The sequence below is a fragment of the Marinobacter sp. LQ44 genome (genome assembly GCF_001447155.2).
GTDB lineage: Bacteria > Pseudomonadota > Gammaproteobacteria > Pseudomonadales > Oleiphilaceae > Marinobacter.
In genome coordinates this window covers 4287745-4303656 of record NZ_CP014754.1, presented here as the reverse complement: position 1 = coordinate 4303656, position 15912 = coordinate 4287745, and the positions used below count along the sequence as shown (strand labels likewise).

Annotated in this window: 9 protein-coding genes and 4 tRNA genes; 1 reads left to right on the top strand and 12 read right to left on the bottom strand. The window is 57.0% G+C overall.

Annotated elements, in window-relative coordinates; translation table 11 throughout:
- Window positions 1-162: 162 nt before the first annotated feature.
- The 9 genes from lon to ASQ50_RS19650 all read right to left on the bottom strand — a co-directional run bounded on the left by lon (window position 163) and on the right by ASQ50_RS19650 (window position 9016).
- Window positions 163-2580 (bottom strand): endopeptidase La, encoded by a 2418-nt coding sequence (lon, locus tag ASQ50_RS19690; RefSeq protein WP_058089489.1) that lies wholly within the window; start codon window positions 2578-2580, stop codon window positions 163-165.
- Window positions 2581-2772: 192 nt separating this feature from the next.
- A complete protein-coding gene (ltrA, locus tag ASQ50_RS19685) occupies window positions 2773-4050 on the bottom strand; it encodes a group II intron reverse transcriptase/maturase (RefSeq protein WP_068351537.1) in 1278 nt (425 codons plus the stop codon).
- Window positions 4051-4838: 788 nt separating this feature from the next.
- Complete coding sequence (clpX, locus tag ASQ50_RS19680; RefSeq protein ID WP_058090436.1) at window positions 4839-6122, bottom strand: ATP-dependent Clp protease ATP-binding subunit ClpX; 1284 nt, start codon at window positions 6120-6122, stop codon at window positions 4839-4841.
- 76 nt (window positions 6123-6198) lie between these two features.
- Entirely contained in the window at window positions 6199-6834 is a 636-nt protein-coding gene (gene clpP, locus ASQ50_RS19675; protein WP_058090435.1) for an ATP-dependent Clp endopeptidase proteolytic subunit ClpP, read from the bottom strand.
- 164 nt (window positions 6835-6998) lie between these two features.
- Window positions 6999-8303 (bottom strand): trigger factor, encoded by a 1305-nt coding sequence (gene tig, locus ASQ50_RS19670; protein ID WP_058090434.1) that lies wholly within the window; start codon window positions 8301-8303, stop codon window positions 6999-7001.
- A 216-nt stretch (window positions 8304-8519) separates the two neighbouring features.
- A tRNA-Leu gene (locus tag ASQ50_RS19665) sits at window positions 8520-8604 on the bottom strand.
- A 68-nt stretch (window positions 8605-8672) separates the two neighbouring features.
- Window positions 8673-8748: transfer RNA gene (locus ASQ50_RS19660), tRNA-His, on the bottom strand.
- Between the two features lie 82 nt (window positions 8749-8830).
- A tRNA-Arg gene (locus ASQ50_RS19655) sits at window positions 8831-8907 on the bottom strand.
- Between the two features lie 32 nt (window positions 8908-8939).
- Window positions 8940-9016: transfer RNA gene (locus tag ASQ50_RS19650), tRNA-Pro, on the bottom strand.
- A 246-nt stretch (window positions 9017-9262) separates the two neighbouring features.
- Here ASQ50_RS19650 and folD point away from each other — a divergent pair.
- Window positions 9263-10138 carry a bifunctional methylenetetrahydrofolate dehydrogenase/methenyltetrahydrofolate cyclohydrolase FolD gene (folD, locus tag ASQ50_RS19645; protein ID WP_058090433.1) on the top strand — a complete coding sequence of 292 codons (876 nt, stop codon included), beginning with the start codon at window positions 9263-9265 and terminating at the stop codon, window positions 10136-10138.
- 284 nt (window positions 10139-10422) lie between these two features.
- Here the strand turns inward: folD and ASQ50_RS19640 are convergent, their stop codons facing one another.
- The 3 genes from ASQ50_RS19640 to ASQ50_RS19630 all read right to left on the bottom strand — a co-directional run bounded on the left by ASQ50_RS19640 (window position 10423) and on the right by ASQ50_RS19630 (window position 15819).
- On the bottom strand, window positions 10423-12603 hold the full coding sequence (locus ASQ50_RS19640; RefSeq protein ID WP_058090432.1) for a malate synthase G: 2181 nt from the start codon (window positions 12601-12603) through the stop codon (window positions 10423-10425).
- A 151-nt stretch (window positions 12604-12754) separates the two neighbouring features.
- Window positions 12755-14140, bottom strand: coding sequence for a cysteine--tRNA ligase (cysS, locus tag ASQ50_RS19635; protein ID WP_058090431.1), 1386 nt, complete (start codon window positions 14138-14140; stop codon window positions 12755-12757).
- Complete coding sequence (locus ASQ50_RS19630) at window positions 14140-15819, bottom strand: glutamine--tRNA ligase/YqeY domain fusion protein (RefSeq protein WP_058090430.1); 1680 nt, start codon at window positions 15817-15819, stop codon at window positions 14140-14142. The genes cysS and ASQ50_RS19630 overlap by 1 nt, the downstream gene beginning before the upstream one ends.
- Window positions 15820-15912 lie beyond the last annotated feature (93 nt).

Here is a 15912-nt window from a genome sequence, read left to right as displayed (position 1 = left end):
ATGCGGTCGGAGAATTCCATTCTTCAGTTTTCTTATTCCTTTCGGTAGTACACCGGTGTTCGGAATAGGCACTTACTGCGCGGGAGCCCTTGGTATTGGCTGCTTCACGGCGAAACAGTTATACCAACGGGCTCTCAGGCATGTCAACAACTCATCGGGTGTTTAATGTGTATTTATGCGCTCGGCAGCATCGCCGGCATCATCTCCGGCTTTCGACGAGGCTCCCTCTTTTGCCGAATCAGCCGTGCGCGGCTCCGGCTGGTAAGCCAGTGCAATGTCCAGAACCTCATCGATCCACTTCACCGGGCGGATCTCCAGAGACTCTTTTATATTCTCTGGTATCTCCTTGAGATCCCTAACATTTTCATCCGGGATAATGACGGTCTTGATGCCCCCCCGATGGGCTGCCAGCAGCTTCTCCTTGAGCCCACCAATCGCCAAAACCTTGCCCCGGAGGGTAATCTCACCGGTCATGGCCACCTCGGCCCGAACCGGAATTTTGGTCAGTGCAGACACCAGCGCTGTGCACATACCAATACCGGCACTGGGACCATCTTTTGGCGTTGCACCCTCAGGTACGTGCACGTGGAGATCGTGTTTTTCATGAAAATCATCGGCAATGCCAAGGCCAGAAGCCCGGCTGCGAACCACCGTCAGGGCCGTCTGAATCGACTCCTGCATGACGTCCCCCAATGAACCGGTCTTGACCACTCGACCTTTACCTGGGGTCAGAGCACATTCGATGGTCAACAACTCGCCACCCACCTGGGTCCAGGCAAGCCCGGTCACCTGACCAATCTCGTTCTTCTCTTCCGCCAGACCATACTTGAATTTCTTGACGCCGGAGTAGTCCTCCAGCATCTCGGGCGAGAGGGTCACAGAGGCCTTGTCGTTGGCCTCTACGTGCTCCCTGACCACTTTCCGGCAGATCTTGGCGATTTCCCGCTCCAGGCCGCGCACACCCGCCTCACGGGTGTAGTAGCGGATCAGGTCACGGAGTGTCGCTTCGGGAATCTTCAGTTCGTCCTTGCGCAAGCCGTTTGCCTTGATCTGCTTGGGCAACAGGTAGCGCAGAGCAATATTGACCTTTTCTTCCTCGGTGTAGCCCGGAATCCGGATGATCTCCATCCGGTCCAGCAGGGCCGGCGGAATATCCATGGAGTTGGAGGTACACACGAACATCACGTCCGAGAGGTCGTAATCCACCTCCAGGTAATGATCGTTAAAGGTGTGATTCTGCTCAGGGTCCAGCACCTCAAGCAAGGCTGACGCCGGATCACCCCGGTGGTCCATACCCATCTTGTCGATTTCATCGAACAGGAACAGCGGGTTCTTTACTCCAACCTTGGACAGCTTCTGCAGCAGCTTACCCGGCAGAGCGCCAATATAGGTTTTCCGATGCCCGCGAATCTCTGCCTCATCCCGAACGCCGCCCAGAGCCATCCGGGTATACTTGCGGTTAGTCGCCTTAGCGATGGACTGCCCAAGCGACGTCTTGCCGACGCCGGGAGGCCCAACCAGGCAAAGCACAGGCCCCTTGACCTTCTTCACACGGCTTTGCACTGCCAGGTACTCAAGGATGCGCTTCTTCACCTCGTCCAGGCCGTAGTGGTCCTTATCCAGGATCTCTCGGGCCTTCTCCAGATCGTGACGCACGCGGCTGCGTTTTTTCCAGGGCACCGCCAGCATCCAGTCGATGTAACCCCGCACAACGGTGGCTTCCGCCGACATGGGTGACATCATCTTCAGTTTGTTGAGTTCTGTTTCGGTTTTCTTGCGCGCCTCTTCCGGCAGGCCGGCTTCCTCAAGCTTCTGCTCGAGTTCTTCGAAGTCGTTATTGCCTTCGCCCAGATTGCCCATCTCTTTCTGGATGGCCTTCATCTGCTCGTTCAGGTAATACTCGCGCTGGCTCCGCTCCATCTGTTTCTTGACGCGGCCGCGGATGCGCTTTTCCACCTCAATCAGGTCGATCTCACCGTCCAGTTTGCCCAGCAGCAGGTCAACACGCTTGCGAACGTCCAGCGCCTCCAGCAATTCCTGCTTCTCGGGAATGCGCATTTCAAGATGGGCCGCCATGGTATCCACCAGGCGCTCCAGCTCCTGAATACCCGTCAAGGCATTGGAAACCTCTGACGGCACCTTCTTGGACAGCTTCACATACTTTTCGAACTCGTCCATCAGGGTCTTGGTGAGCACATCCTCTTCGCGCTCAGGTAAAGACTCTTCTTCCATCAGAATGGCCTGTCCTGACAGGAAATCACCCTCGGAAATATCGGTAATGCTGGCCCTGGCATTGCCCTCAACCAGCACCTTGACGGTACCATCCGGCAGACGAAGCATCTGCAGTACGGTGGCCAGAGTCCCCATCGAGAACACATCCACTGCACCAGGCTCATCGGTTGAGGCGTCTTTCTGGGCGACCAGAAGGATTTCCTTGCTGCCCTCCATCGCGGCTTCCAGTGCCTGGATGGACTTCTCCCGGCCCACAAACAACGGGACCACCATGTGCGGAAACACCACGACGTCCCGCAGCGGGAGCAGTGGGTAGTCTTGCACGGTTTCTTCAGATATACGGGTCATAGGGAATCCTCTGACAGCATTTTATTCAGCATATCACCCATCATTGGGGCGGCGGCGAAAATTGCAATCTTTTTACGAAAGGAACCGATGGGCAGGAACAGCATTCAGCTGTCATAGCGAGTAGGGTGAGGCGTTACCGCCTCATCCCTCTCCCAGAACCGTACATACGGGCCACGTATACGGCTCATGCCATTAACTTACCCCGAACTCGGGGACAGTGATGCCGGTTTTAACCTTCGCAAGATCTATCAACTTCAGGTCATTGTGCAGGTAGGTGTTGGGCAGGGCCAGACTGGCCAGTGGGGACGCCGCGTTGCGCCAGCTTTGCATCTTGATATGCCGGAACGGGGGTTGGTAACCTAGCTGTTTCAGCCTCCGATGCAGCCGACTCGGCTTTTTCCACTGCTTGAGCTGGATGCAGCGCAGGCGCCGCCTTAACCAACTCATCACCTGCTTCAGCACCCTCGCGCAGTTCGCCACCCGGAAGTAGTTGGCAAAGCCCCGTAGCACCGGATTCAGCTCGCGGATAATCGCCGCAAGCCCGATGCCCCGGTTACGCTTTGTCAGCGCTTTCAGCTTCTGCTTGAGTTTCACCACCTTCTTGTCCTGGATGCGGGTGTAGTTCGTGTAGATCACCACGCCCAGGAACTTTACCCCCTCATCGCTGTGGGCGATGTGGGTCTTGGTGACGTTCACCGTCAGCTTCAGCTCTTCTTCCAGATAGCGTTGGGCCACCCGTAACGCATTCTCCGCGCCCGCTCGTGAGCCGCACAGGATCAGGATGTCGTCCGCGTAGCGGACGATCCGGTGCCCCCGCGCTTTCATGAACTGGTCGAAGGCGTCCAGGTAGGCGTTTGCGATCAGCGGACTGATCACGCCACCCTGAGGGCTTCCCAGTTCCGTCTCTTCGAGGTGGTATCCCACCATCACGCCACTTTCCAGGAACTGGCGCAGCAGTGACAGGACACTGCCGTCCGTGATCCGTTGGCGGAACTGGCGGATGATCAGGTCATGGTTGAGCGTGTCGAAGCATTTCGACAGGTCCATGTCCACAACCCAGTCACGCCGGTATCGGCGGATAAACAACTCCGCCTTGCCGATGGCGTGGTGACCACTGCGTCCCGGACGATACCCGTAACTCGACGGGTGGAAATCCGGCTCGAAGATCGGTTCGATAATACGGCGCAGCGCCTGTTGCACAACCCGGTCCCGAACCGTCGGAATGCCCAGCAGACGCTCACCGCCGTCATCCTTGGCGATGGCTACGCGTCTGACTGGCTGCGCCCGATAGCGCTTTTCCTTCAGCTCGAGCAACAGGCACGACAGCTCCACCTCCAGATTCGCCTCAAACCCACTCAGGCTCTGCCCATCGATTCCGGCCGCGCCCTTGTTGCGTTTGATGTGTCTGAAGGCTTCATACAGGCGCTGTTTTGACAGCAATTGCCCGTACAGACTGTAGTATTTCCTCATGCCTGCTCATCTCCGCGATGACGGCTTCGAGGGTTGGCTTGGCTGCCGGTGTGTTTCAAGCGATCCGCCCGGGTGCTAGCGCTCAGGCAATCTGCCGCCACGGTATCGCTCTACTCCCTTGTTCGGAGAACACCAGAGCCACTGCGTTCCCGCAGTACCCCAGTGCACGTCCCTGCCCCGTCGGGCAGCTTGTGAACACAGCGTCCACCTCTCACTCGTCGTCCGTCATTCTCGTTAATGACTTCCGCCCTTCGCATCCGATCAGAGCTTTTGACCCTGACCGGTCCGCTGAACCTCCGTCAGCGGTCATTCCGGTTTTATCCTCCACGCTGTTACCAGGCTTCTCAGGCCGGAACTTCCTCACTACTACGGCTTCATCTGCCACCTCGCACCAACTGCGGCCTCGGCTTTCACCTTGCGCCACAGCCTCCGACAACGCCGGATTCGGTGTCAGGCTTCCCCGGTTACTGCACCGGCTCCCTGTTAACGATGCCACCCTCAAACACAGCCCAGGTCTGACTGAGTATCGGGCGTCGCGTTATTTCGCACGCTGGCCCACCTGACCTGCCGAAGCAGGTTCACTTGCGTTGTGTACCGTTAACTTCCTATGGCTTCCTTCAGACCCCACCGTTGGCCAGTGGCGCCCTTGCCAGTCGGATTGTCTTCCCCTCAGTCGGGGTGACGCCACCTTCTTTCAGATGGCCGGGTTTGCCGGCTTCGCCGGGCAAACGAAAAAGGGGCGATAGCCGCCCCTTTTCAATGCACTGCCAAATACCCACAGAACTGAGTCAGTCCTCGGGTACCGCTTTGGCATGGTCACTGCTTGCGTAGATCTTGAACGGCTCAGAGTCACCACTGATGACGCTGGCATCAATCACCACCTTGGAAACATCATGTTCAGATGGGATCTGATACATGGTATCCAGCAGTGTGGCTTCCATGATTGAACGGAGGCCCCGGGCACCGGTTTTGCGCTCCATGGCCTTGCGCGCTACCGCACGCAGCGCGTCTTCCCGGAAGTCCAGCTCCACGCCTTCCATGTCAAACAGCTTCTGATATTGCTTGGTCAGCGCGTTCTTGGGCTCGGTGAGGATTTGCACCAGGGCTTGTTCATCCAGCTCTGTCAGCGTAGCAACCACCGGCAAACGGCCAACAAACTCCGGAATCAGACCAAATTTCACAAGATCCTCGGTTTCGACATCACGGATGATGTCACCGGTATTCTTGCTGTCGTCCTGGCTCTTCACCGTTGCGGAAAAGCCTATGGAACTGCGCTCCGAACGCTCCTGAATCACTTTCTCCAGGCCGGCAAAAGCGCCACCGCAAATAAACAGCATGTTGGTGGTGTCTACCTGCAGAAACTCCTGCTGCGGATGCTTACGACCACCCTGGGGCGGCACAGACGCGACCGTACCCTCGATCAGTTTCAGGAGCGCTTGCTGCACACCCTCACCCGACACATCACGGGTGATTGAGGGGTTATCGGATTTGCGGGAAATTTTGTCGATTTCGTCGATATAGACAATGCCGCGCTGCGCCTTTTCTACATCGTAGTCACACTTCTGCAGCAGCTTCTGGATGATATTCTCGACATCTTCACCCACATAACCGGCTTCGGTGAGCGTGGTGGCGTCTGCAATGGTAAACGGCACATTCAGCATCCGGGCCAGCGTCTCGGCCAGCAGGGTCTTGCCACTCCCGGTCGGACCGATCAGCAAGATGTTACTCTTGCCCAGCTCAACGTCGCTTTTGCCTTCGCCATAGCGCAGACGCTTGTAGTGGTTGTAAACCGCGACAGACAACACAACTTTGGCGCGATCCTGGCCAATCACATATTCGTTCAGGGTCTCGCGGATTTCCGCCGGCGTGGGAAGACGATCGCTGGCCTCTTCCTGGGCGTTTTCCTGAATCTCTTCGCGAATAATGTCGTTGCACAGGTCAACGCACTCGTCGCAGATGAACACCGAGGGCCCTGCAATGAGCTTACGGACTTCATGCTGGCTCTTTCCACAAAACGAGCAGTACAGCAACTTGCCGTTATCGTCGCCTCTGCCGTTTCTTTCATCTGCCATTGAAATACCTCTGTTCTTCGTTGGTCGGCGCAATCAAACAATACGCCGACCAGGGATGATGCGATGACTTTCAGTATTATTTATTCGGTACGCGCTTATCAAGTATTGTATCGATCAACCCGTACTCTTTCGCCTGCTGCGGATCCATGAAATTGTCGCGGTCAGTGTCGCGCGCGATGGTCTCCAGATCCTGGCCGGTATGTTCCGCCAGCAAGGTGTTGAGGGTATGGCGAATCTTCAGGATTTCGCGAGTATGAATCTCAATATCCGTCGCCTGCCCCTGGTAACCACCCAGCGGCTGATGAATCATCACCCGGGAATTCGGCAGGCACGCCCGTTTACCCTTGGTGCCCCCTGACAGCAGGAAGGCGCCCATGCTGGCCGCCTGGCCGATACACAAGGTGGCAACATCCGGCTTTACAAACTGCATGGTGTCGTAGATGGACATACCGGCAGTCACAGAGCCGCCTGGGCTGTTGATATAAAGGTGGATGTCCTTGTCCGGATTTTCGGATTCCAGGAACAGCAGCTGAGCAACGACCAGGTTTGCCATGTGGTCTTCGACCGGGCCAACCAGAAAAATCACCCGTTCCTTGAGCAGCCGGGAATAGATATCAAAGGAACGCTCTCCGCGTGCCGTCTGTTCAATTACGATCGGCACCAGACCGGCGTTGGTTATCATTGTAGGGCCATCAAACGGTTTCTGCGTCATGTGCGCCTGAACTCCTTATGGACAATGGGCATGGACTCCTGTGGCAGGATATCCGGAAGTTATCGTCAGGATACCCTTATACTCTGCCACCAGTGAGCCCAGATGAAAACAGCCGGACACGCCGGCTGTTTCCAGAAAGCGACTCCGGGCCAGGCCCGGGGCCATCAGCGCTGGGGCTGACCGGCCTGAACCGCTTCTTCGTACTTCATTTTCTTCTCTTTCACCTTGGCCTGACCAAGCACATAGTCGACCACGGCATCTTCCAGAACAGACGACTCGATCTGAGCCTTCTGGTCCGGGTTGTTGGTGAAGTGCGCAACAACCTCTTCAGGCTGTTCATACGTAGATGCGATCTCCTGGATCTTTTCATCTACCTGGGCCGGCTCGGCCTTCAGGTCGTTCTTCTTGACCACTTCCTGGAACAACAGACCAGTCTTCACGCGGCGCTTGGCCTGCTCTTCGAATATTTCCTTGGGCAGTTGCTGGAAGTCAACCTGGCCGCCGAAACGCTGAACGGCATCCTGACGCAGGCGATCAATTTCCTGATCCACCAGGGCAGCCGGAATCTCCAGTTCGGTGGTTTCCAGCAGTCCGTCAACAACGTCGTTCTTGACCTTGTTGGACACCGCCTGCTTGAGCTCGCGCTCCATGTTTTTCTTCACTTCTTCACGGAAGTTCGCTTCGTCTTCGGCTTCAATACCGAACTTCTTGAAGAACTCCTGGTCCAGTTCCGGCAGCTGCGGCTCTTCTACCTTGTGGATCTTGATCTCGAACTTGGCAGGCTTACCAGCCAGGTCTTCGTTGTGGTAGTCCTCGGGGAACTCCACTTCGATTTCCAGATCTTCACCGGCCTTACCACCAACAATGGCTTTTTCGAAGCCGGGGATCATCTGACCAGAACCCAAGGTCAGACGATGGCCCTCAGCGGCACCGCCTTCAAACTCTTCGCCGTCAATGAAGCCTTTGAAGTCGATGGTCAGAACATCTTTGTTCTTGGACTTGCGCTTGACTTCTTTCATGGTGGCCTGCTGACGACGCAGGTTGTCAATCATGGTATCGATGTCTTTGTCGGTTACTTCAGCAACCGGCTTCTCTACCTCAACCTTGGACAGGTCGCCCAGCTCGATGTCAGGCAGCACTTCGAAGATGGCTACGAACTCGAGGTCTTTGCCCTCTTCCATGGTTTTCGGCTCGAACTTCGGCCAGCCAGCCGGGTTGATATCCTGCTCCTGCAGTGCCTTGATGTAATGGTCGCGCATGGCCTCGCCAACCACTTCCTGGCGAACGCTGTCACCGAAACGACGCTTGACCACGCTCATGGGCACCTTGCCAGGACGGAAACCGTTCAGGCGTACGGAGCGGGCAGTTTCCTGCAGGCGTTTCTGAACCGCCTGATCGATTTCCTGGGCGGGCACACCAATCGTCATGCGACGCTCGATGTTAGAGGTCGTTTCAACAGACACTTGCATGGAAGTTCCTCAAATTACAGATTCTGTAGGTGAATGAAAATTAAGACAAAACCCTGTTCAAAGCGACGAGCCCGAAAGGGACGCAAAATTAAAAGCCGGTAGTTTATCACGATTTACCCCACCGAGAGAATCACCCGGTAAGGCTGAATATCGCTTTGAGACCAGCGCCACAACCGACATAGACAAAAATGGGGGCATTACCGAAAAAAGAAAGGGTGGTGCGAGAGGAGAGACTCGAACTCTCACGGGTTGCCCCGCTGGAACCTAAATCCAGTGCGTCTACCAATTCCGCCACTCTCGCGTATCTGGCACTGTACCGAAACGACCCAACGCCGTACAGACAGGCAGAAAAACAAACAAGGGGAAAAGTGGGGTGGACGAAGGGGTTCGAACCCTCGACCGCAGGAGTCACAATCCTGAGCTCTACCAACTGAGCTACGTCCACCACATCAGGGAGGTGCCTTTGGCACTCAACTGCTTGCTTCAACTTTGCTGGTTTGGCGATCCGGTCCGGACTCACGACTTGATGGCGCGCCCGGCAGGACTCGAACCTGCGACCATCCGCTTAGAAGGCGGATGCTCTATCCAGCTGAGCTACGGGCGCTTGACCGTTCGCCCACCTGAATATCCAGAAAATGGTCGGGGTAGAGAGATTCGAACTCCCGACATCCTGCTCCCAAAGCAGGCGCGCTACCAGACTGCGCTATACCCCGTTTCGACTGAACAACAAGTGCCTCAGCAAAGTTGGCGCGCATATTACCGGCGGCTGAGGCATCCGTCAACAACGATTTCAAAAATCATAGAGATAACGTTGGTTAAGAAGACCCGGACAGGCACAAAAAGTTCCCCGGGCGCATTGTCTGCGACCCTGTTCAGCGCATTGGCGTAGATGCCGAAGCATGAGACAATGCCCGCCCTTCACTTCTTCTCTATTCATGCCCAACCGACAAGACGGAAACATGAGCGCCAAACTGATTAACGGAAAAGAGATCGCTGCCCAGGTTCGGCAACAGGTTGCTGCGGGCGTACAGGCCCGAAAAAACAAAGGCCTGAGAGCACCCGGCCTGGCAGTGGTTCTGGTGGGCAACGACCCCGCCTCCCACGTGTACGTAGGCAACAAGCGAAAAGCCTGTGATGAAGCGGGCATTCTGTCGCTGTCCTATGACTTGCCCGAAGACACCCCTCAGGCAGCCCTGGAAGCACTGATTGATGAGTTGAATGAGAACCCCGCCGTCGATGGCATCCTGGTTCAGCTCCCCCTACCCTCACACCTGGACGCCGACCCGATTCTGGTAAAAATCCGCCCAGACAAAGATGTGGACGGTTTTCACCCCTACAACATCGGCCGCCTGATGCAGCGCAAACCCAGCCTGCGACCCTGCACACCGGCCGGCGTGATCACCCTACTCGACTCCATTGGTACTCCTTACAAAGGCCAGCACGCGGTCATTGTCGGCGCTTCAAACATCGTAGGCCGCCCGATGAGCATGGAACTGCTGCTGAAAGGCGCCACCACCACCGTATGCCACCGGTTCACCGACAATCTGGAGAAGTTTGTGGGCGAGGCCGATATCCTGATTGCCGCCGTCGGCAAGCCAGGCATTATCAAAGGCGAGTGGGTAAAACCCGGCGCTACCGTGATTGATGTAGGCATCAACCGCATGGACGACGGCAAACTCTGCGGCGACGTAGACTTCGCCGCAGCCGCCGACCGCGCCGCCTACATCACCCCGGTACCCGGCGGCGTAGGCCCCATGACCATCGCCACCCTGCTGGAGAACACCCTCTACGCGGCGGATGTGCTTCACAGGGGTCTGTCCCCGAACGGGGACTGACCCACTTTTGCCCGTCCTTGCCCCGCAGCTAGAGCCCATGGGCCCAAAATGGGTCAGTCCCCCAAGGGTCTGTCCCCAAAGGGGACTGACCCACCTTTGCCCGTCCTTGCCCTCAAGCTAGAGCCCATGGTCCAAAATGGGTCAGTCCCCGTTCGGGGACAGACCCCAATGCCAAAGCTAGAACCCATGGTTCCAAAATGGGTCAGTCCCCATGCGGGGACAGACCCCAGGGGGTCAGACCCAAAAAAACCCGCCGAAGCGGGTTTTTTTTAACACGGAGCAGATTACTGCCCGTACTTGGCCTTGGCCTTCTGGCGGTAGGCGTGCAGAAGCGGCTCAGTGTAACCAGCCGGCTGCTCACGGCCTTTCAGAACCAGATCCACAGCCGCCTGGAAGGCGATGCTGTCGTCAAAGTTCGGGGCCATGTTGCGATAAGCAGGATCACCGGCGTTCTGCTTGTCTACTACGGCGGCCATACGCTTCATGGTCTCCATGATCTGCTCTTCGGAGCAGATGCCGTGGTACAGCCAGTTGCACAGCAGCTGAGAGGAGATGCGCAGGGTCGCACGGTCTTCCATCAGGCCGACATCGTTGATATCCGGCACTTTGGAGCAGCCCACACCCTGATCAATCCAGCGTACAACGTAGCCAAGGATACCCTGGGCGTTGTTGTCCAGTTCCTGCTGGATATCTTCGGCGCTCAGTGACGACGGATCGTCCATCACCGGAACGGTCAGGATGTCGTCCAGAGACGCACGCTGACGGTTGGCCAGTTCCTTTTGCACATCAAACACGTTCACCTGGTGGTAGTGGGTGGCGTGCAAGGTAGCGGCCGTCGGCGACGGAACCCAGGCGGTGTTGGCGCCGGATTTCGGATGGCCGATTTTGGCCTCCAGCATGCCGGCCATCAGGTCAGGCATGGCCCACATACCCTTACCAATCTGGGCAACGCCAGACAAACCCGCTTCCAGGCCGATGTCTACGTTCCACTGCTCGTAGGCGTTGATCCAGGTAGCCAGCTTCATCGGGCCCTTACGGATGAACGGACCCAGCTCCATGGAGGTGTGAATCTCGTCGCCGGTGCGGTCCAGGAAGCCGGTGTTGATGAACACGGTGCGATCTTTGGCAGCGTGGATACAGGCTTTCAGGTTCACCGTGGTACGGCGCTCTTCATCCATAATGCCCACTTTCAGGGTAAAGCGCGGCAGGCCAAGCGCATCTTCAACACGACCGAAGAATTCGTTGGTGAACGCCACCTCTTCCGGACCATGCTGCTTGGGCTTAACAATGTACACAGAACCTTTGGTGCTGTTCTGGAACTTGCCATCAGCCTTCAGATCGTGAATGGCGATCAGGGAAGTGACCAGGCCGTCCATCAGGCCTTCCGGAATCTCGTTACCGTCTTTCAGCAGGATGGCCGGGTTGGTCATCAGGTGGCCAACGTTGCGAACGAACAGCAGACTCCGGCCCTTCAGGGTCAGTTCGCTGCCATCGGCGCCAGTATAGGTGCGGTCGCCATTCATGCGGCGAGTCATCATCTGGCCGCCCTTCTCGAAGGACTCTTCCAGGTCACCTTTCATCAGGCCGAGCCAGTTCTTGTAGGCTACCACCTTGTCGTCTGCGTCTACCGCCGCAACGGAGTCTTCGCAGTCCATGATGGTAGTCAGGGCAGATTCCATCAGCACGTCTTTGACGTTGGCACCGTCGTCTTTGCCGATCGGATGGCTGGCATCGATCTGGATTTCAAAGTGCATGCCGTTCTTCACCAGCAGCACACCAGTGGGGGCATCGGCGGCACCGGTGTAGCCAACAAAGCCGGCTTCGTCTTTCAGGCCGGTGACTTCGCCATTCTGCAGTTTCACCGCCAGCTTGCCGCCATCGATGTAGTACTTGGCAGCGTCTTTATGGCTACCGGAAGCCAGAGGCGCAGAGCCGTCCAGCAGGTTGCGGGCCCACTCGATAACCTTGGCACCGCGAACCGGGTTGTAACCGCGGCCTTTGTCGGCACCGTTTTCTTCAGAGATGGCATCGGTGCCGTAGAGGGCATCGTACAGGCTGCCCCAGCGTGCATTGGCAGCGTTCAGGGCGAAACGGGCGTTCATAACCGGCACAACCAGCTGTGGGCCGGCCATGGTGGCGATTTCCGGATCTACGTTGGCAGTAGAGATTTTGAAATCGGCGGGCTCATCGACCAGGTAACCGATCTCTTTCAGGAACGCCTTGTACTCGGCCATGTCCAGCTTCTGGCCCTTGTGGTCACGGTTCCAGGCATCCATCTTTTCCTGAAGGGCATCACGCTTGGCCAGCAATTCGCGGTTGCGCGGAGCCAGTTCGTTCACAATCTTGTCAAACTCGGCCCAGAATTTGTCAGCGTCAACACCGGTGCCCGGGATCGCTTCGTTATTTACGAAATCGTACAGATTCTTGGCGATCTGGATGCCGCCAACTTGAACGCGTTCTGTCATCGTTGCTTGCCTCAATGGGTTTGTAGTTCCCGACTCCCCTTCTAGCGCCAAGGGCGCGGGGCATTCTGATTTGAGCGCCGCATTGTACGTGAAATTCCCTACAAGGTCATTCCCATACAGCACAATGCGGCTTTAGGTGTAATGGTGCGAGTCAGGCCCGGCGCCAGGTGGTGCCTTCGCGACTGTCGTCCAGAATAATACCCTTTTCCAGAAGCTCATCCCGGATACGATCGGCCCCAGCAAAATCTTTCGCTTTGCGGGCATCGGCGCGGGCCTGAATCATGGCCTCAATATCTTCAGCCGTCAGCTCACTACCGGTATCGGCCTGGAAGAAAGCTTCCGGGTCTTGCTGAAGCAGCCCCAGCACGCCACCCAGACGAACCAGTATGGCTGCGCTGCGTTTGGCCTGCTCGTCATCGCCTTCACGGCGGTGATGATTGATGTCGTTGGCCACGGCATGCAGCACTGCGATAGCACCGGCGGTATTGAAATCGTCGTCCATCACTTCGGCGAACCGGCGATCGTGGTCGGTTTCCGGCACGTCACTATCCTTGGCCGGGGTAATACCCCGCAGGGCGTGGTAGAGCTTTGTCAGTGTGCGCCCGGCCTCAGCAAGGCTTTCCTCGGAATAGTCCACCTGGCTGCGATAATGGCTGGAGACCAGGAAGTAGCGCACCACTTCGGCCGGATACTTTTCCAGGATCTCACGGATGGTAAAGAAGTTGCCCAAAGACTTGGACATCTTCTCTTTGTTCACCCGAATGGCGCCGGCGTGCATCCAGGTATGGACAAACTTGTGGCCGGTGGCACATTCCGACTGGGCAATTTCGTTCTCGTGGTGTGGGAACAGCAGATCCGGCCCGCCACCGTGAATGTCGAAGGTGTCGCCCAGGCACTTGGTGGACATGGCCGAGCACTCGATATGCCAGCCCGGCCGGCCATCGCCCCAGGGAGACTGCCAGCTCACTTCGCCAGGCTTGGCGGCCTTCCACAAGGCAAAATCCGCAGGACTACGCTTGGCTTCCTGCACATCCACCCGGGCACCGGCCACCAGGTCTTCGAGTTTTTTCTTGCTCAGTTTGCCGTAATCCGGGAAGGAATCCACCGCGAAATACACGTCACCGTTATCAGCCGCGTAGGCATGGTTGCCCGCAATCAGCGTCTGGATCATAGCGATGATATCGTCGATGTAGGCGGTAGCCCGCGGCTCATCGCTCGGAGCCAGCACACCCAGGCGAGCTTCGTCTTCATGCATGGCGTGAATCATGCGGTCGGTCAGGTCGGTGTAGACCTCACCATTTTCATCGGCCCGGCGCAGAATTTTGTCATCGATATCAGTGATGTTGCGCACGTAGGTCACATCGTAACCACGGTGGCGCAGGTAACGGGTAACCACATCGAAGGCCACCAGTACCCGGGCATGGCCCAGGTGACAGTAGTCATAGACCGTCATGCCACACACGTACATGCGTACCTTGCCCGGCTCAATGGTCTTGAACGCTTCCTTCTGCTGCGTCAGCGTATTGTAGATACGCATTACTTGCCTCCCTTGCCCCAGGAATCCCGAAGTGTAACGGTCCGGTTGAACACCGGCTTGCCGGCCTTGGCGGTCAGCTCCTGATCACAGAAGAAATAGCCCTCGCGCTCGAACTGATACGGTAAATCGGTCCTTGGCTCGGCCAGACTTTTCTCGACACGGGCGCCCTTCAGCACCACCAGGGATTCCGGGTTCAGGTGGTCCAGGAAGTCACCTTCCTTGTCGCTGTCCGGGCTCTCGTGGTTAAACAGACGGTCATACAGGTTGATGTCGGTGTCGACGCTGTCATTGGCCGATACCCAGTGAATCACGCCGTTAGGCTTGTAACCTTCCGGGTTCACACCCAACGTGTTCGGGTCGTACTCGCATTTGAGTTCAACGATCTCACCGCTGTCATCGCGCACCACCTCTTTACAGGTCATCACGTAACCGCCGCGCAGACGCACCGCCTGCTCCGGCGCCAGCCGTTTCCACTTACGCGGCGGCTCCACCTCGAAGTCTTCGCGGTCGATGTACAGGGTCTGGCTCCAGGTGACGTCCCGCTCGCCCATCTCCGGCTTCTGCGGGTGCACTGGCAAGGTCAGGGTTTCGGTCTGATCAGCCGGGTAGTTGGTGAGAGTCACTTTTAGCGGGCGCATGACGCACATGGCGCGGGGTGCACGGTCGTTCAGGTCTTCCCGGATGGCGTACTCCAGCATGCCCACATCCACGGTACCACCAGCTTTGTTAACACCGATCATGTCGCAGAAGCTGCGTATGGATTCCGGTGTGTAACCACGGCGGCGCATGCCGGAAATGGTCGGCATGCGCGGATCGTTCCAGCCGTCTACCACATGCTCGTCCACCAGGCGCTTCAGCTTGCGTTTGCTGGTGATGGTGTAATTCAGGTTCAGCCGGGCAAACTCAATCTGGCGCGGATGGCAAGGAACGGTGATGTTATCCAGCACCCAGTCATACAGGGGCCGGTGGTCTTCGAATTCGAGCGTACAGAGGGAGTGAGTAATCCCCTCCAAGGCATCAGAAATCGGGTGGGTGAAGTCGTACATCGGGTAGATGCACCACTTGCTGCCAGTCTGGTGGTGGTCGGCGTAGCGAATGCGGTAAAGAATCGGGTCCCGCAGGTTGATGTTCGGGGAGGCCATATCGATCTTGGCCCGCAGCACCAACTCGCCGTTCTGGAACTTACCGTCGCGCATGTCACGGAACAACTGCAGGCTTTCCTCCACCGGGCGGTCCCGGTATGGGCTGTTCTTACCCGGCTCTTTCAGGGAACCACGGTATTCAGCCATCTGCTCAGCATTCAGTGCACACACATAGGCCTTGCCTTTTTCGATCAACTCCTCGGCAAAGGCGTACAACTGGTCAAAGTAGTCTGAAGCGTAACGTATTTCGTCCGCCCACTCGTAGCCCAGCCACTCGACGTCCTGCTTGATGGCATCGATGTATTCCTGACTTTCCTTTTCCGGGTTGGTGTCGTCAAAGCGAAGGTTGCACTCGCCACCGAAGGTTTGCGCAATACCAAAGTTCAAGCAGATCGACTTGGCGTGACCAACGTGCAGGTAGCCGTTGGGCTCCGGCGGAAAACGGGTAACGACCTTGCCAGTGTGCTCACCCTTGGCGATGGCGTCTTCGATCAGGCTCTGAATAAAATTGTGGGCTTTCTTCGACTCGGCGCTCATACAATCTCTGTCAACAGGGAATGGATCCGGGGAGCACGGTGCAGGCTCCCTTAAACCGCCTATTATACTCACAAATCGTTGCCGGACTCATGC